The following is a 16,855-nucleotide window of genomic DNA, read 5'->3' as shown; positions in this document are numbered from 1 at the left end:
CCATGGTGACCTTCGCGCAGATCAGTGACATCCACATCGGCGGCTCGCCGGAGAGCGTGCAGCGGGCCGCCGCCGTCCTGCGCCACGTCGACGCGCTCGGACTCGACGCGATCCTGGTCACCGGCGACATCGCCGACCACGCCCTGCCCGAGGAGTACGACACCGCCGCCGCGCTGATGCGCGTCCGCACCCCGCTGATCGTCTGCCCGGGCAACCACGACTCGGTCCCCGAGTTCGACAAGCGGATCGGGCCCGCCGACCAGGTGCTCAGGCTCGACGGGGCGACGCTCGCGCTGGCCGACTCCAGCGTGCCGGGCCAGGCGTACGGGTTCCTCGCCGACGAGACGCTGGCCTGGCTCGACGAGGTGCTCGCCGAGCGGCCGGGGGTGCCGGCCTTCGTGGGCCTGCACCATCCGCCCGTCCCGCTCGGCATCCCGTACGTCGACGGGATCGGCCTGCGTGAGCCGGAGCGGCTCGCCGCGCTGCTGGGCCGCCACCCGCACGTGGCGGCGGTGCTGACCGGTCACGCGCACACCGCCGTCCAGGCCAGGTTCGCCGGGCTCCCCCTGGTCGTCGCGCCGGGCGTCATCTCGACCTGCCTCACGACCTGGGAGACCGCCGAACCGGTCCCGATCTCGTACGAGCTGCCACCCGCGTTCGCGCTGCACCTGTTCGACGGCGACGACCTGGTCACCCACTTCCGGACTGTCAGCCTCACGTAAGCTCCAGGTCGTGACCAAGGTTGCCTGGAACTCCAAGGAACTGACCGTCGGCCAGCTCGCCGAGCGCAGCGGCGTGGCCGTGTCGGCCCTGCACTTCTACGAGGCCAAGGGCCTGATCTCCAGCCGCCGCACGACCGGCAACCAACGCCGCTACAGCCGCGACACGCTGCGCAGAGTGGCGTTCATCCGGCTCTCCCAGCGCCTCGGCATCCCTCTCAAGACCATCAAGGACGCCCTCGCCGAGCTGCCCGAAGGCCGCACGCCCAACCGCGACGACTGGGCCCGGCTCTCGGCCGCCTGGCGCGGCGAGCTCGACGACCGCATCGAGCAGCTCCAGCGGCTCCGCGACGACCTCACCGACTGCATCGGGTGCGGCTGCCTCTCGCTCGACCGCTGCCTGCTGGCCAACCCGCACGACCGGCTCGGCGCCGAAGGGCCGGGGGCCAGGCGCATCGACACCCACCTCTGCTCCTCCGGCGCCAACCCCTGCGTCTAGCCGTCTCTCCACCGCCACCGCAGCACCGCCCCGGCCACCACGATCAGCGCCAGCAGGCTCAGCGTGTACGGGTCGCTCGGGTTGCCGCCGAGGTCGCGGTCCACGATGTGCGAGATCGCGTGCACGACCGTACCCGCGGAGCCGCCCAGCAGGGCGACGAAGAGCGCGTCCCGCCAGAGCAGCGAGCCCAGCAGGGCCGCCGCGATGCCCAGCTGGAACGCGCCCGCGTCGTGGAACAGGTGCAGGTTGAACGGCGGGTACGGGGCGACCGTGTCGTAGAAGTGCCGCGGCCAGCCGAACGCCCACACGCCGGCCACCAGGAACACCGCGCCGGCGAGGATCACGACGGCGCGGACGATTCTCTCTTGAGTCATGCGTAGAGGACTCGCGAGGATCGGCTTTCGTGACACTTCCGCCGGTGCCCCGTCTCGACGTCGCCTCCGCCCTGCGCGAACTGGACCTCACGTACGACGGTCCCTGCCCCGGCGGCCAGGTCGGCGCGGCCTACGTCCGGTGGCCCGACGGGCGCCGTTCCGTCCTCACCCGTGGTCCCGACGTCAGTGACCTCCTGGACGTCGCCCGCGCCGCCGGCATCCCCGCCCCGCGCTACGAGGCCGTCCATCCGCCGCTGGTCATCCAGGAGCTGCTGCCCGGGGCGCCCGCCCGAGTCCCTTCGGCGGACACGATCCGGTCCATGGTCGCCCTGAACCGGCGCACCCGTGGGCTGTTCGCCGGCCGCCCCGATCCGCCCGCTCTCCCGCTCCATCTGCGTACGGACGGCCCCGGGTTCTGCCTGCACGGGTCCCTGCGCACGTACGACGCCCGCACCCGGAAGCTCCTCGCCCAGGTGGAGGAGATCGGCGCGGCGGTCCCCGACACGTTGGAAGGGGACGATCTGGTCCACGCGGACTTCCACCCCGAGAACGTGCTCGTCGACGACTCCGGCGCGATCACCGGGGTCGTCGACTGGGACGGGGCCGGGCGCGGGGACGCCGGGTTCGACCTCGTCGCCCTCCGGTTCGACCTGGCGCGCAGGGCTCCTGAGCTGCTGCCGCTGGTGCCGGACGAGACGACCCCGGCCTGCTGGGCGCACATGGCGCTGCGCCAGGTGGACTGGGCCATCCGGCACTTCACCGCCGCCGAGGTCACCGTCTGGCTGGGCGTGGCCGAGCGGCTGCGTCCGGGGCGTCGGTAGAGAGGCGTCGGTAGAGAGGCGTCGGTAGAGAGGCGGCAAAAAGGTCAAATAACACCTGTCCGGATTAGGGGTAAGGGCCCCGGAAAAGAACCCACGAGGACCCGGGAGTCACGCCCAAGGAGGAACCATGGTCGATACCCAGACGCCACCGTCCACGGAGCAGCCGAAGACGGTCACGCTGGACCTGCCCATGGTGTCCATCCAGCTCCACAAGCCCGAGATGAAGCTGCCGCACGTCCCCCTGCCGCACATCAGCAAGCAGGAGATGGGCCACGCGGTCGACATCGCCAAGTCGTTCCTGCCGCCGCCCGAGCGGATCGCCTACTACGGGGCGCTCGGCGCGCTCGCGGTGTTCGGCGTGGTCGAATGGCCCGTGGCGGCGGCCATCGGCATGGGCGCCGTCATCGCCCAGCGCGCCCGGCGCGACGGCGACGGCCACCGGGACGAGGACCGCGCGCCCGCGAAGCCGCCCGAGCGCAGGCAGGAGACGGCCACCAAGGCCGCGACCGCCGCCACGGCGAAGCGCAAGGCCGCCGCGGTCAAGGACACCATGAACCGGCAGAAGGACGCGGTCGAGCGCAGCCGGACGAGCTGACGCGACAGGGGGCGTGAAGCGGTGTTCGGCCTGTTCTCCGTTGACACCTTGCTCGACATCCTCCCGGAACCCGTACGCGGCCTCGTCCCGCGCGCCCGCCGGGTGCGGCCGTGCCCCGGCGGGGTCCGGGTGGAACTGCGGTACGTGGGCGGGCCGGGGACGGACGAGCGCGCCCGCGCGCTGGAGGACCGGCTGCTCGCCCAGGGGGTGCGGCGGGCCGAGGTGAACGGCGCGCTCGGCTGCGTCTTCCTCGGCTGCGACCCGGACGACACCGACGTGGACAAGCTGGTCACGATCGTCGAGGAGTACGACGTCGCGTGCCCCGGCGCCGACCCCGGCGTCCCCCGGGTGCTCGGCGGTCCCGAGCAGCACGCCAAGGCCGCCGTGAACCTCGGGCTCCAGCTCACCGGCTCGGCCCTCGCCCTGACCGGCCAGATCGCCCGCGTGCCGCGCCTGTCCGAGGCGGTGCCCAGCTTCGTGGCGCTCGCCGACGAGATCCCCCGGGTGCGGCTGGAGCTGGAACGTCGGATCGGCGTCCCGGCCGCGGACGCGATCCTGGGCGCCACCAAGATCGTCTCCACCACGCTGGCCGCCCGCCCCGTGACGCTGTTCGTCGACTCCGTCGCCGCCGCGGGCCGGTACGTCGCCGCGCGGGCCGGGCACCGCGCCTGGGCGGCGCACGAAACCGAGCTCGCCCGCCACGACGGCGCCTACCGGCACATCCGACCGGAGACCGCCGCCCGGCCCGCCCCGCTCCCCCGCGGCCCGCTCGAACGCTACGCCGACGTCGCCGGCCCGGCCGCGCTCGCCGCCCACGGCGTCGCCGCACTCGCCGGGCGCGACCACCGGCGGGGGCTGCCCCTGCTCATCTCCGGGATCCCCAAGCCCGCCCGGCACACCCGGGACGCCTTCGTGAACGCGGTCGCGACCGCGCTGGCCGAGCGGGGCGCGCTGGTGCTCGACCCGCGCGGGCTGTCCCGCATGGACCGCGTCGACACGATCGTCCTCGACGCCGCGGTGCTCACCACCGGCCGATGGACGATCGACCGGGTCGAACCCCTCGATCCCGGCGTCGACCCTGACGAACTGCACGCCCGCCTGTACACCCTGCTCGACCTCACCGACCCGGGAGCGCGCCGCGAACTGGACGGCTGGACCGCCGTCCCCACCGACCCGAACAGCCCGAGCGGCGTGAACGGTTCCGACGGCCCGGAAGGCGTGGACGGTCCCCATGGCCCTGCCGACGCGGACGGCTCGAGCGACGCGGCCGGTCCCGACGGTGTGGACGGGGCACGCGGCCCGGACGGCGCGGACGGCGCGCGACTGGACTGGCTTGACCAGGGGATCCGGCCGGTCACGGTGTCCAGGGACGGCACGGTGGTCGCGCTGGTCGGGCTGGCCAGAGAGCCGCACCCGATGGCCGCGGCGCTGGTCGCGGCGGCCAAGGACGCGGGCACGGTGATCCTTTCCGGCGACGACCCCGCCCTCGCCCGTCGCCTCGGCCTCCCCCACCATCCCGACGCGCCACCCACGGCGGAGGCGCCCGGATCGTACGGATGGCAGGACGAAGACCCGACCGAGGCGACGGAGGGACGGCGAGGCGGAACGACGCGCGCCGCCGTACCCGGATACGGACAGCGAGGCGGAGCGACGCGCGCCGCCGTACCTGAATACGGGCGGGGCGGAGAGGGGCGCGCCGCCGGATCGGTGAACGGACGGCAGGGGGTAGAGGCACGCGCGGCCACACCGACCTCCGTGCGGCAGGGCGGAGAGGCGCGCGTGGCCGGACCGGTGGACGGGCGGCGGGGCGGAGAGGCCACTGGGCACCGGCAGGGGCGGTTGGTGGGGTTGGTGCGGGAGTTGCAGGCGGCCGGGCGGGGGGTGGCCGTGGTGTCGCATCGGTCGCGGCGCGGGCTCAGCCGGGCCGACCTGGGGATCGGTGTGCTGGAGCCGGGGCGGAGGGTGCCGTGGGACGCCGACGTGGCGGGCGGGCTGGACGCCGTTCACCTGGTGCTGCGCGCCCTGCCGACGGCCAGGAAGGCGAGCACCCGGGGGGTGTGGCTGGCGGCATCCGGCGCGGTGGCCGGGACCGGGCTGGCGTTCGTCGGCCCGTCCGCCGGGGCGTCGCAGCGCGCCGGCTGGGCGCGGGATGCCACGTCGACGATAGCGATGATCACCGGGTACGCGATGGGCCGGGCCGCCGGGCGGGCCGCGCCGCCCGCCCAGGCGGACCCCACGCCCTGGCACGCCATGGCCGTGCCCGACGTGCTCACCCGGCTCGGCACCTCGCGTAAAGGGCTGACCGAGAAGGCCGCCGCCGCCCGCCGCACGACCGGGAGGGCCGCGCACGACGGTGGCCCGGTGTCGCTGGCCGGCGCGGCGGTGCGGGAGCTCGCCAACCCGCTGACGCCGGTGCTCGCCGCCGGCGCGGGGCTGTCGGCCGTCGTCGGCTCGGTGCTGGACGCCGGGCTGATCGGCGGCGTGATGGTCACGGACGCGGTCCTCGGCGGCGCGCAGCGGCGCGGCGCCGACCGCGCGCTGCACCGGCTCTCCGACCTCACCACGGTCACCGTACGGGTGCGCCGCCCTGACGGCACCGTGGACTGCGACGCCGACACCCTCGTCCCGGGGGACGTGATCGAGCTGCGGGCCGGCGACGCGGTGCCCGCGGACGCCAGGCTCGTCAAGGCGTCCGGCCTGGAGGTGGACGAGTCGACGCTCACCGGGGAGTCCCAGCTCGTCGCCAAGACCACCGCCCCCACCGCCGCGCCGGCCGTCGCCGAGCGCGGTTCCATGGTGTACCAGGGCACCACGATCGCGGCGGGCAGTTGCCGCGCCGTGGTCGTCGCCACCGGCGAGCACACCGAGGCGGGCCGGACCGCCCTGCTGGCCGGGCAGGAGCCGCCGCCGAGCGGCGTCGAGCTGCGGCTGCGCGAGCTGAGCAGCCGGATCCTGCCCGCCGCCGTGGGCTCCGGTGTGCTGCTCATGGCCATCGACCTGCTGCGCGGTTCGCCGCTGGCCACCGCGCTCGGGCCGGCCGTGAGCATGATGGTGGCGGCGGTCCCCGAAGGGCTGCCGTTCGTGGCCACCATCGCCGAACTGGCCTCCGCCAAGCGGCTGTCGCGGCGCAACACGCTGGTCCGCAACCCGTCCACGATCGAGGCGCTGGGCAGGGTCGGCGTGCTCTGCTTCGACAAGACCGGCACCCTCACCGAAGGGCACATCAGCCTCGGCCAGGTGTCGGACGGCCGGCACTCGGCGTCGCCGGACGCCCTGACGGCCGAGTCGCGCGCGGTCGTCGGCGCGGCGCTGCGCGCGGGTCCGGCGTTCGGCGGCGGACGCCGCATCGCCCACCCCACCGACCGGGCCGTCATCGAGGGCGCGCAGGCGCTCGGCATCGCCCCCGAGGAGGGCCTGCGGACCTGGGAGCGGGTGGACGAGCTGCACTTCGAACCCGCCCGCGGCTATCACGCCGTGCTCGGCCGGTCCGAGCGCGGACACCTGCTGAGCGTCAAGGGCGCGCCCGAGGTCGTGCTGGGCCGGTGCTCCACCGTCCTGCGCGACGGCCGTCGCGTGCCGCTGAACGGCCGGACCAGGCGGGCGCTGGAGCAGGAGGTGGACCGGCTGGCCCGCCAGGGTTACCGGGTGCTCGCCGTCGCGGAGCGGACCGCGTCCAGCCGCGCCGACCTGGACGAGTCCCGGATCGAACGGCTGTGCTTCCTCGGGTATCTCGGCCTGGCCGACCACGTCCGGCCCACGGCGAAGGAGAGCGTGCGGCGGCTCATGGGCGCGGGCGTCCGGGTCGTCATGATCACCGGCGACCATCCCAGCACCGCAGAGGCGATCGCGGCCGAGATCGACGCGCTCAACGGCCGGCGGGTCATGACCGGGCCCGAGGTCGACGCGGTCGACGACGAACGGCTCGGCGCGCTGCTCCCCGACGTCGCCGTCTTCGCCAGGACCACCCCCGAGCACAAGGCGCGCATCGTCAACGTGCTGCGCGCCGCCGGCGAGGTCGTCGCCGTGACCGGTGACGGCGCCAACGACGTGCCCGCCATCCGCCTCGCCGACGTGGGCGTCGCGCTCGGCTCCAAAGCCACCCCGGCGACCCGCTCGGCCGCCGACATCGTCGTCCTGGACGACCGCATCGAGACCATCATCGACGCGATCGTGGAGGGCCGGGCCATGTGGGGGTCGGTACGGGACGCGCTCGGGATCCTGCTCGGCGGCAACGTCGGCGAGATCGCCTTCACCCTCGGGTCGAGCCTGCTGACCAGGCGCAGCGCGCTGAACGCCCGCCAGTTGCTGCTGGTCAACCTGCTCACCGACATGCTGCCGGCGATGGCCGTGGCCATCCGGCCGCCCAGCGCCGCCGGGCCGGGCAAGCTGCTCGCCGAGGGCCCCGAGGCCTCGCTCGGCAGCGCGCTCACCCGCGACATCTACCTGCGCGCCGCCACCACCGCCGGGGCGGCCACCGCCGCGTGGCTGCTCGCCCGGGTGACCGGGACCCGCGGCCGCGCCGACACCGTCGGGCTCATCGGCCTGGTCGGCGCCCAGCTCATGCAGACGCTGGCACTCGGCCACCGCGACCGCCTGGTCGTGCTGGCCTCCCTGTCGTCGCTGGCCGCACTCGGCGTGACCGTGTCCGTGCCGGGTCTCAGCCAGGTCTTCGGCTGCCGTCCGGTCGGCCCCGCGGGCTGGGGCGTCGGGCTCGGCTGCGCGGCCGCGGCCACGCTGGTCGCCGTCGTGATCGAGCACTCCCGTACGCGCTAGTCATCGATCGTTCGGCCCCGGTTCATCCCAGCTATAGCCATTTGGGGCTTTTATGGTTGATTATGCGGGTAACGCTAACCATGCCCCCGTGAGGTAACCCATGTCCGACTTCCTGGCCTCCGTGCTCGCCAAGGCGGCCGTCCTGCTCCTCGAAGCCCTCATCACCCGGCTCGTCCAGGCCCTCGTCGCCGCCGTCGCCCGCCCGGCGGGACTGCGCCTGGCCTAGTGCTGGGCCATGTCGACGAAGCGGCTGTAGTGACCCTGGAACGCCACGGTCACCGTCGCCGTCGGTCCGTTACGGTGCTTGGCCACGATCAGGTCGGCCTCGCCGGCCCGCGGTGACTCGCGTTCGTAGGCGTCCTCCCGGTGCAGCAGGATGACCATGTCGGCGTCCTGCTCGATGGAGTTGTGCAGGCTGATGCCGTTGGCGACGAAGTTGTGCGTGCCCAGCACGGTGGCGTCGTAGACCGGCTGCTCGCCGAGCGGCTCGACGGAGGCGATCTCGTCCCAGAAGACGTCGTTGGTGGCGAGGAGATCGAGGTCGGAGGAGTCGAGCACCGCGGCGACCCGGCCCAGGCGCTCCCCGCGAGCACGCGTGGCGGCGGCGAACGCGGTCTCCCGTTCCTCCATCGCCGCGCGGACGCGGGTCCACACCTCGCCGGGCACCGCGTCGACGTCGGGCTCGCCGGTGATCAGCCGCAGGCGCTCGGCGCACGCGCGGGCGGCCGGCTCGTGCCCGGCGATCTCGTCGAGGAAGCGCAGCTGGTTCTCCGCGCCGTGGACGACCACCCGGCCCTCCTCGACCCGCGTCATCACGTTGAAGCGCAGCAGGAGTCGTGCCACGTCGTCGAGGAGGCGCCGGTCGGCGGACGCGTAGGAGACGCACGCCTCCCCGGCCCGCTCGTCCCAGGCCAGGTGTCCGCCGGTGGCCCACAGCCGCCGCAGGAAGAGCGCGGCCTGCCGTTTCGGCAGCGCGAACAGGCCCTCCGGCAGGCTGCCCGCGGAACCGGCCACCTGGGCGAGCGAGATCAGCACGTCCTCGTCCCATGGCTCGAGGTCGAGAGGGGCGGGCACGTGGCGCGGCACGGCGACCCGGGCCCCGGCGGCGCAGTCGGCCAGGGCCCGCCAGCCGTCGTACGTCAGGAACGGGTGGTTGGCCGTCGCCTCCACCTCCCTGCCCGACCGCAGCCGTACCCGGTAGACCTGCTTGACCCCGCTCGGGAAGACGTGGGTCATCGTGCGGGGCACGAGCTTCAGCCGCTCGTCGAGCGACCAGACCGGGATGTCGCGGGCGCCCGACGCGAGCAGCTCGCCCAGCGAGACCTCGGCGCCCGTGTCGGCCCGCATGACGCGGGTGGCCGCGGTGAGGCATCCGGACTCACGCAGGTCGCTGACCTGGGGACGCTTGTCGGTGCGTTGCTCGGGACCTCGGTTGAGCTGGGAGATCGCGATGACCGGGACCTCGAGCTCCTTGGCCAGCAGCTTGATGGCACGGGAGATCTCCGACACTTCGTTCTGACGGCTCTCGGTCTTCTTCGGCGAGCTCATCAGCTGGAGGTAGTCGATGACCACGAACCGCAGGTCGTTGCGCTGCTTGAGGCGTCGGCACTTGGCCCGGATCTCCATCATCGACATGTTGGGCGAGTCGTCGATGAACAGCGGCGCCTCCGCCACCTCGCTCATCCGGCGGGCCAGGCGGGTCCAGTCGTCGTCGGTCATCATGCCCGAGCGCATGGCGTGCAGCGCCACCCGCGCCTCGGCCGACAGCAGTCGCATGGTGATCTCGTTGCGCGACATCTCCAGCGAGAAGATGACGGTCGTCATGCCGTTCTTGATCGCCGCGGACCGGGCGAAGTCGAGGCCGAGCGTGGAGTTGTGGGTGGGGATCCAGGTCCGGCCCGCGAGGTAGAGATGGTCGGCGTTGTCGACCTCCACGCACCGCACCGGCACCGACGGCACCGGCCGCACGTCGGCGATCCGCCGGTGGGCGGTCTCGGGGTCGCGGGCGTCGGCGAGGGTGAACGTGATCGTGTGACGGGTCGACTCGGGGCTTCCCCGGTCGGGCTCCGGTGTCAAGGACGCCGTGTGGCCCAGGCTGAGGACCAGCTCACGGACGTCTTCCGCCAGGCGGCGGCTCGGGGCCACGAACCGGACCGGCGAGCTCGCGTCGAAGTGACCGCCGCCCTCCAGCAGCCCGGCCAGCAGCGCCCTGCGCTGCCCCGCGGACGCGCGCAGATAGGCGACCGGGATGTGCTCCACCGGCTCCACCGGCTCCACCGGCTCCGTCGCCAGGCTGTCGTCGTCGCGGCGGTCCTGAAGCGTGACCGGCCCGTGCGGGCTGATAGCCCGCTCGCCGGTGGCGAGCAGCGCGCTCTCGGGGTGCTCGGCGGCGAGCCTGACGCCCAGCGCGTAGGGATGGACCGGCAGCTCGCGGTCGGGCAGGTCGAGCGGCTCGGCGTTGCCGACGGTGTGCTGGAGCCGCTCCCCGGACCGCGACGCGGCGGCGATCTCCTCGGTCGTCCGCACCCGCGTGCCCGCCGGCGTGCCGGTCAGCCACTGGTGCCGGGCGTCGGCCACGATCACGGTGCCGTCGCTGAACTCCATCTCGTAGCACGGACGCCCGTGCAGGACGTCGGTGGCCGCCACGACGCGGGTGGGCCTGCCGTCGGCCCCGATCAGCTCGTCGCCCACCCGCACCTCGCCCATGGTGGTCCAACCCGTGGGCGTGGGCAGCGGGGTGTCGAGCGCGAGCGCCTTGCCGATGGCGGGCCGGGCGGCCACGACGATCATCTGGCCCGGGTGGAGGCCGTTGGTGAGCTGGTCGAGGTCGGCGAAGCCGGTCGGGACGCCGACCATCTGGCCGCCGCGGCTGCCGATGGCCTCCAGCTCGTCGAGTGCGCCGGGCATGATGTCGGCCAGCGCCGCGTAGTCTTCGGACGTGCGCCGCTCGGTGACCTTGTAGATCTCGGCCTGGGCGCGGTCGACGAGGTCGTCGACCTCTTCGTTCTGGCCGCCGTAGCCGTAGGAGACGATGCGGGTGCCGGCCTCGATGAGGCGGCGCAGCACGGCCTGCTCCCTGACGATCTTGGCGTAGAAGCCGGCGTTGGCGGCCGTCGGGACGACGGCGGTGAGGGTGTGGAGGTAGGCGGCGCCGCCCACGCGCGCCATCTCGCCGCGTTTCTGCAGCTCGTCGAAGACGGTGACCGCGTCGGCCGGCTCGCCCCGGCCATAGAGGTCGGTGATGACGTCGAAGACCATCTGGTGGGCGGGACGGTAGAAGTCGTCGGAGCGGATGATCTCGATGACGTCGGCGATGGCGTCCTTGGACAGCAGCATGCCGCCCAGCACCGACTGCTCGGCCTCGATGTTGTTGGGCGGTGTGCGCTCGAAACCCGGGCCCGCACCGATCTCTTCGTCAATGCTCACCGCGCCCCCTCAACTGCTCGCAGCGGTCGCACCACCCCCACTTGTAGTCGACCGGTCTGACAGTTTCGCGGCTCCGCGCCGCATCAGCAACGCGGCCTGTGGACAACCCTGTGGTCAAGCTGTGTACGCAGGCCCCTCAGGGTGTGAAAGGCCTGTGGACGAGCCTGGGGATAACTGTGGACACCTTCATCCACAAGCGGTCCGACCTGCGGATATGCTGTCCACCGGCTGTGGAGGGAAGAAAGTTGGCCCCACACTTCCGGTAAGGGCCATAATGGGTGGATGCCCATTACGCCCCGAGATAGGGAGATATTGCGGCTGGCCGTGCCTGCTTTCGGGGCGCTGGTGGCCGAGCCGCTCTTCCTGCTGGCCGACTACGCGATCGTCGGCCACGGGCTGGGCACCACCGCGGTGGGCGCGCTGGGCGTGGCCGGCACGGTCCTGACCACGCTGGTGAACCTGTGCGTGTTCCTCGCGTACGGCACGACCGCGTCGGTGGCGCGGCAGACCGGGGCGGGGCGGCACGAGCGGGCGATGCGCAACGGCGTGGACGGCATCTGGCTGGCGCTTGCCATCGGCGCGGCGCTGATCGCGGTCGTCTGGCCGCTCGCGCCGCCGGTCGTGGACCTGTTCGGAGCCGCTCCCGAGCAGGCGGAGCAGGCCGTGACGTACCTGCGGATCAGCCTGCTCGGCACCCCGGGCATGCTGGTGGTGCTGGCCGGTACGGGCGTGCTGCGCGGGCTGCAGGACACCGTGACGCCGCTGGTGGTGGCGGTCGGCTCGTTCGCGCTCAACGCGGCGCTGAACGCCTGGTTCGTGCTCGGCCTCGACTGGGGCATCGCCGGGTCGGCGTGGGGCACCGTGCTGGCGCAGACGGTCGGCGCGGCGGTGTACGTGGCGGTCGTGGTCAGGGGTGCGCGGCGGCTGGGCGTCCCGCTCCGGCCGCATCCGGCGGGGATCCGGCAGGCGGGCACGGCCGGGTTCGCGCTGCTGATCAGGACGGTCTGCCTGCGGGTGGTGCTGGTGGTCGCCATGGTGATCGCCACCAGGATGGGGCAGGCCGAGCTGGCCGCGTACGCGATCGCCACCCAGGTGTGGACGATGCTGGCGTTCGCGCTGGACGCGATCGCCATCGCGGGGCAGGCCATCACCGGCCGGGCGCTCGGCGCCGGCGACGTCGCGGCCGCCCGGGCGGCCACCCGGCGGATGGTCGCGTGGGGTGTCTGGTCGGGCGCGGTGCTGGCGCTGCTGGTGCTGGCGGCGCGTCCGTTGCTGCCGGGCGTGTTCGACGCCGACCCGCAGGTGACCGAGCAGCTGCTGGCCGTGCTCTGGCCGGTGGCGCTGTTCCAGCCGATCTGCGGGGTGGTGTTCGTGCTCGACGGCGTGCTGATCGGCGCGGGTGACCAGCGCTATCTGGCGTGGGCCGGGGTGTGGACGACGCTGGCGTACCTGCCCGCCGCCGTGCTCGCCTCGGGGCTGGGCATCGTGGCCCTGTGGTGCGCGCTCGGGGTGTGGATGGTGGCCCGGCTCGTCACCCTGGCCTACCGTGCCGCCGGCTCTGCCTGGCTGGTGGTGGGCGCGTAACCGGACCGGTCGCGGGCATCTCATGGCATCGCACCGTGACGCTTCCGTGCTTGCTGTCACCTGAAGTGATGAGGCACTGTGGGCGCGTCCCGTGAGTGGGGTGTGACACTTTGTCCAGTATGACCCGAAGGTTGCCGCCCGCCGAGGCGACCGAACTCCGCACCGGCGCACGGCATGCGCTGGCGCCGGTGTACCGCACGGCCGACCTGGTCGTGCTCGGGCTCGGCGTGATGATCGGCGCCGGGATCTTCAGCATCGCCGGTCAGATGGCCGCGACGACGGCCGGCCCCGGCGTCATCCTGTCCTTCATGATCGCCGGCATCGCCTGCCTGCTGGCCTGCCTCTGCTACGCCGAGCTGTCGTCCACGATGCCGGCCTCCGGCAGCGCCTACACCTTCACCTACGTCATCTTCGGCGAGATCTGGGCGTGGATCATCGGCTGGGCGCTGATCCTGGAGCTGCAGCTGGCCGCCGCCGTGGTGGCGCGGGCGTGGGCGCGCATCACCGTGGGCGCCATCGGCGACTTCGGCATCCGGGTGACCCGGCCCGAAGTGGTGGAGAACGTCCTCGTGCTGGTCATCCTCGTGCTGCTGACCGGGGTGGTGGCGGCCGGCGCGCGGATCGGCCTGCGCGCGCTGTGGGTGATGGTGACGGCGAAGCTGCTGGCCATCGGAGCCGTCATCGTGGTCGGCGCGGTGTACGTGGACGTGGCCAACTTCGGCGACTTCCACGCCGACCCGCAGCCGGTCACCACCACCTCGACGGCGACCGTGCTCGACCTGTTCGTCGGCCAGAGCCAGACGTTCGGCTGGTTCGGCGTGTTCGCCGCCGCGCCGGTGATCGCCTTCGCCTACATCGGGTTCGACATCGTCGCGACGGCCGCCGAGGAGACGGTGAACCCGCGCACGGTGGTGCCGAAGGGCATGATCCGCAGCCTCGTGGTGGCCACGGTGATCTACATCGCGGTGGCCGTCGTCATGGTGGGCATGGTCCCGTACACGCGCATCTCCGTGGACGCGCCGTTGTCGAGCGCGTTCCAGGCGGTGGGCGCCGGGTGGATGGTGCACGTCATCAACGTCGGCGCGGTGCTGGGGCTGACCACGGTGATCCTGGTGCTGCTGGTGGGGCAGACCCGGGTGCTGTTCTCGATGGCGCGCGACGGGCTCATCCCGCGCGGGCTGGCGGTGATCAGCCGGAACTATCACACGCCGTCGCGGGTGACGCTGGTGATCGGCCTGGTCGCGATCGTGCTGGCCGAGTTCGTGCCGGTGCTCACCATGCAGGAACTGGTCGTCATGGGGACGCTGTTCGCGTTCGGCTTCGTGGCGGCCGGCGTGATCGTGATGCGGCGCCGGATGCCCGACCTGGAGCGCGGCTTCCGGGTGCCGCTCTCGCCGCTGGTGCCGATCCTCTCCATGGCCGCCACGCTCTGGCTCATGGTCAACCTGCAGGTGCTCACCTGGGCGTGGTTCGCGCTGTGGATGGCCTTCGGGGTGCTGGTCTATCTCGCGTACGGGAGACGCAAGAGCCTGCTGGCCGACCCCGGCCGGGCCGCCGCGCCGCCGCCCGGCCGGGGCAGGCACCGGCGTTAGAAGCGGCCCGACTCCAGCACGCTGCTCAGGAAGGCGCGGGTGCGGTCGTGCTCCGGCTCGGAGAAGATCTTCTCCGGCGGGCCCTTCTCCAGCAGCACGCCGCCGTCCAGGAAGCACACGGTGTCGGAGATGTCGCGACAGAACGACATCTCGTGGGTCGTCAGGATCATCGTCATGCCCGACTCCTTGAGCTCCCCGATGACCGCGAGCACCTCGACGACCAGCATGGGGTCGAGCGCCGAGGTGACCTCGTCCAGCAGCATCACCCGCGGCTTGGTGGCCAGCGCCCTGATGATGGCCACCCGCTGCTGCTGACCGCCGGAGAGCCGGTCGGGGTAGGCCCCGGCCTTGTCCGCCAGCCCGAACCGCCGCAGCAGGTCGTGCGCCTCCTGCTCGGCCTGCTCGCGGCCGACCCGGTGGACCTGGCGCGGGGCCAGCGTGATGTTGTCCAGCACGGTCATGTGCGGGAACAGGTTGAACGCCTGGAAGACGGTGCCCAAGCGCTTGCGCACCGCGTCGACGTCGACCCGCGGGTCGGTGATCTCCTCGCCGTCGAGATGGATGGTGCCGTCGTCGGGCGTCTCCAGCAGGTTGACGCAGCGCAGCAGCGTCGACTTGCCCGAGCCGGACGCGCCGATCAGGCTCACCACCTCGTGCTGCTCGACCTCCAGGTCGATGCCGCGCAGCACGACGCTGTCGCCGAAACGTTTCCACAGGCTGTGGACGGCCAGCACGCTCATGAGCCCTGCCTCTTACGCGCCTTCGCCGACAGGTGGTCGGTGTACCGGGCCAGCGGGATCGTCAGCAGGATGAACAGCAACGACGCCACCACATAGGACGTGTAGTCGAAATGCCGTGAGGCGATGATCTGCGCCTGACGGACCGCCTCCATGAGGCCGATCGTGGCCACGAGCGAGGTGTCCTTCTGCAGCGAGATGAAGTCGTTCAGCAGCGGCACCACCACCCGGCGGGCGGCCTGCGGCAGCACCACGAACCGCATCGTCCTGCCGTGGCTGAGCCCCAGCGAGCGCGCCGCCGCCACCTGGCTGGGGTGGATCGAATCGATGCCCGACCTGAACACCTCCGCGACATACGCCCCGTACGAGAGCGTCAGGGCGATGACGCCGAGGGTGACCAGGTCGTTCGGGATGCCCTGCAGCTTCAGAGCCGGGAGCCCGAACCCGACCATGAGGATGACCAGCAGCGTGGGCACGCCGCGGAAGACGTCGACGTAGAGCGTGGCCAGCGCCCTGAGCGGGAAGAACACCGGCTTTGTAGTGCCCCTGACCAGCGCCACGAGCACGCCCAGGACCAGGATCAGCGGCTCGGCGATCAGGAAGATCTTGATGTTGATCAGGAAGCCCTCGGCGACCGCCGGCGCCGATTCGAGCACCATTTCCGGATCGAAGAACGTCTCCTGCACCCGGGGCCAGCCGGGTGCGGTGACGACGACGGTGACGATCAGGGCGACGCACAGGATCGTGGAGATCGTCGCGATCGAGGCCGTGCGGCGGCCCTGTGACGCGAGGATCCGCTCGCGTTCTCGTTGCCGTTCGCTCTTGACCCAGACCGGGTCGGTCACTTCAGCTCCGGCGCGCCCGCGGCCTCGCTCAGCCACTGCTGCTCGATCTTGGCCAGGTCACCGTTGGCCTTGAGCGCGTCGATGGCCTTGTCGACGCACGACTTGAGCCCGTTGCCCTTCTCCATGACCAGGCCGAACTCCTCGGGGGCGGCGCCGCCGGTCGAGCTGAACTGGCCGACGATCTTCGAGCCTTCGACCTGGGCCGCCGTCACGTAGAAGGCCGTGGGCAGGTCGAGCACCAGGGCGTCGATCTGCTCGTTCTTCAGCGCGTTGATGGAGTCGATCTGCTCGTTGTAGACGTTCGGGTCGGCGGCGGGCTGGACCACTTCCTTGACGGCGTCGAGCGCGGTGGTGCCGACCTGGACGCCGATCTTGGCGTCCTTGAGGTCGGACAGCGAGGACGCCCCGGCGAACTTGCCGTCGCCCAGCGTCACCACGGCCTGCTTGACCGTGTAGTAGCCGTTGCTGAAGTCGACGACCTCGGCCCGGTCGGCGGTGATCGAGACCTGGTTGATGTCGAAGTCGAACCGCTTCTCGCCCGGCGCGAACGCGGTGTCGAACTTGACCGTCTCCCACTGCACCTCGTCGCGGTCGAAGCCCAGCTCACCCGCTACGGCGTACGCCACCGCGCTCTCGAACCCCTGCCCGTTGCTCGGGTCGTCGTCCTTGAACCACGGCTCGAAGGCCGGCTTGTCGGTGCCGATGGTCAGCTTGCCCGGGGTGATGAGCGTGAGCTGGTCCTTGGTGCACGCCGTAGCCGTGCTCGCCCCGGTCGACGCGGTCGGACTGGCCGCCGCCGTCGTCGCCGTGTCGTCGACGGGCGCACAGGCGACGGCCGCGACCGCCAGCGCACCGAGCGCGATCAGCATCGAGGGACGGGCCATGGGGAG

General features: G+C 72.5%; 13 protein-coding genes. 8 read left to right on the top strand and 5 right to left on the bottom strand.

The features are described from left to right. Positions 1 to 2: 2 nt before the first annotated feature. On the top strand, positions 3 to 722 hold the full coding sequence (locus ACGFI7_RS36110) for a metallophosphoesterase (RefSeq protein WP_393412738.1): 720 nt from the start codon (positions 3 to 5) through the stop codon (positions 720 to 722). Between the two features lie 10 nt (positions 723 to 732). Beyond that, on the top strand, positions 733 to 1,218 hold the full coding sequence (soxR, locus tag ACGFI7_RS36105; protein WP_393412736.1) for a redox-sensitive transcriptional activator SoxR: 486 nt from the start codon (positions 733 to 735) through the stop codon (positions 1,216 to 1,218). On the opposite strand, the gene ACGFI7_RS36100 is transcribed toward soxR, so the two are convergent. Continuing rightward, a complete protein-coding gene (locus ACGFI7_RS36100; RefSeq protein WP_393412734.1) occupies positions 1,215 to 1,592 on the bottom strand; it encodes a hypothetical protein in 378 nt (125 codons plus the stop codon). The genes soxR and ACGFI7_RS36100 overlap by 4 nt on opposite strands. A gap of 29 nt (positions 1,593 to 1,621) precedes the next feature. On the opposite strand from ACGFI7_RS36100, the gene ACGFI7_RS36095 reads away from it, so the two are divergent. The 4 genes from ACGFI7_RS36095 (at position 1,622) to ACGFI7_RS36080 (ending at position 8,007) form a co-directional block, all read left to right on the top strand. Continuing rightward, entirely contained in the window at positions 1,622 to 2,413 is a 792-nt protein-coding gene (locus tag ACGFI7_RS36095) for an aminoglycoside phosphotransferase family protein (protein WP_393412732.1), read from the top strand. A gap of 127 nt (positions 2,414 to 2,540) precedes the next feature. Then, the gene (locus ACGFI7_RS36090) at positions 2,541 to 3,008 is read left to right on the top strand and encodes a hypothetical protein (protein ID WP_393412731.1); all 468 of its coding nucleotides are present in this window, start codon (positions 2,541 to 2,543) and stop codon (positions 3,006 to 3,008) included. Between the two features lie 48 nt (positions 3,009 to 3,056). After that, positions 3,057 to 7,781 carry an HAD-IC family P-type ATPase gene (locus tag ACGFI7_RS36085; RefSeq protein WP_393412729.1) on the top strand — a complete coding sequence of 1,575 codons (4,725 nt, stop codon included), beginning with the start codon at positions 3,057 to 3,059 and terminating at the stop codon, positions 7,779 to 7,781. Positions 7,782 to 7,881: 100 nt separating this feature from the next. Beyond that, entirely contained in the window at positions 7,882 to 8,007 is a 126-nt protein-coding gene (locus ACGFI7_RS36080; protein ID WP_393412727.1) for a hypothetical protein, read from the top strand. On the opposite strand, the gene dnaB is transcribed toward ACGFI7_RS36080, so the two are convergent. Continuing rightward, a complete protein-coding gene (dnaB, locus tag ACGFI7_RS36075) occupies positions 8,004 to 11,207 on the bottom strand; it encodes a replicative DNA helicase (protein WP_393412725.1) in 3,204 nt (1,067 codons plus the stop codon). The genes ACGFI7_RS36080 and dnaB overlap by 4 nt on opposite strands. 282 nt (positions 11,208 to 11,489) lie before the next feature. Here dnaB and ACGFI7_RS36070 point away from each other — a divergent pair, with 282 nt between their 5' ends. Then, positions 11,490 to 12,791 carry an MATE family efflux transporter gene (locus ACGFI7_RS36070; protein ID WP_393412723.1) on the top strand — a complete coding sequence of 434 codons (1,302 nt, stop codon included), beginning with the start codon at positions 11,490 to 11,492 and terminating at the stop codon, positions 12,789 to 12,791. Positions 12,792 to 12,910: 119 nt separating this feature from the next. Continuing rightward, complete coding sequence (locus ACGFI7_RS36065; RefSeq protein ID WP_393412721.1) at positions 12,911 to 14,383, top strand: APC family permease; 1,473 nt, start codon at positions 12,911 to 12,913, stop codon at positions 14,381 to 14,383. Here the strand turns inward: ACGFI7_RS36065 and ACGFI7_RS36060 are convergent. The 3 genes from ACGFI7_RS36060 to ACGFI7_RS36050 are packed head-to-tail and all read right to left on the bottom strand — an operon-like array spanning position 14,380 to position 16,849. Next, entirely contained in the window at positions 14,380 to 15,123 is a 744-nt protein-coding gene (locus ACGFI7_RS36060; protein WP_393412719.1) for an amino acid ABC transporter ATP-binding protein, read from the bottom strand. The genes ACGFI7_RS36065 and ACGFI7_RS36060 overlap by 4 nt on opposite strands. Beyond that, the gene (locus ACGFI7_RS36055) at positions 15,120 to 15,965 is read right to left on the bottom strand and encodes an amino acid ABC transporter permease (RefSeq protein ID WP_393412717.1); all 846 of its coding nucleotides are present in this window, start codon (positions 15,963 to 15,965) and stop codon (positions 15,120 to 15,122) included. Before ACGFI7_RS36055 ends, ACGFI7_RS36060 begins: the two co-directional genes overlap by 4 nt. Continuing rightward, a complete protein-coding gene (locus tag ACGFI7_RS36050; protein ID WP_393412715.1) occupies positions 15,962 to 16,849 on the bottom strand; it encodes an ABC transporter substrate-binding protein in 888 nt (295 codons plus the stop codon). The genes ACGFI7_RS36055 and ACGFI7_RS36050 overlap by 4 nt, the downstream gene beginning before the upstream one ends. Between the last annotated feature and the right edge of the window lie 6 nt (positions 16,850 to 16,855).

Source organism: Nonomuraea sp. NPDC048826, from assembly GCF_043198225.1.
Lineage (GTDB): Bacteria > Actinomycetota > Actinomycetes > Streptosporangiales > Streptosporangiaceae > Nonomuraea.
Note: the sequence above shows the minus strand (reverse complement) of the source record. Positions and strands in the feature narration are given on the sequence as shown.

What these genes read in the sequence shown, in the direction of transcription:
- ACGFI7_RS36070 (WP_393412723.1), top strand. Translation starts at nt 11,490, where the DNA reads ATGCCCATTACGCCCCGAGATAGGGAGATATTGCGGCTGGCCGTGCCT.
- ACGFI7_RS36110 (WP_393412738.1), top strand. Translation starts at nt 3, where the DNA reads ATGGTGACCTTCGCGCAGATCAGTGACATCCACATCGGCGGCTCGCCG.
- ACGFI7_RS36050 (WP_393412715.1), bottom strand. Translation starts at nt 16,849, where the DNA reads ATGGCCCGTCCCTCGATGCTGATCGCGCTCGGTGCGCTGGCGGTCGCG.
- ACGFI7_RS36060 (WP_393412719.1), bottom strand. Translation starts at nt 15,123, where the DNA reads ATGAGCGTGCTGGCCGTCCACAGCCTGTGGAAACGTTTCGGCGACAGC.
- ACGFI7_RS36100 (WP_393412734.1), bottom strand. Translation starts at nt 1,592, where the DNA reads ATGACTCAAGAGAGAATCGTCCGCGCCGTCGTGATCCTCGCCGGCGCG.
- ACGFI7_RS36065 (WP_393412721.1), top strand. Translation starts at nt 12,911, where the DNA reads ATGACCCGAAGGTTGCCGCCCGCCGAGGCGACCGAACTCCGCACCGGC.
- ACGFI7_RS36080 (WP_393412727.1), top strand. Translation starts at nt 7,882, where the DNA reads ATGTCCGACTTCCTGGCCTCCGTGCTCGCCAAGGCGGCCGTCCTGCTC.
- ACGFI7_RS36090 (WP_393412731.1), top strand. Translation starts at nt 2,541, where the DNA reads ATGGTCGATACCCAGACGCCACCGTCCACGGAGCAGCCGAAGACGGTC.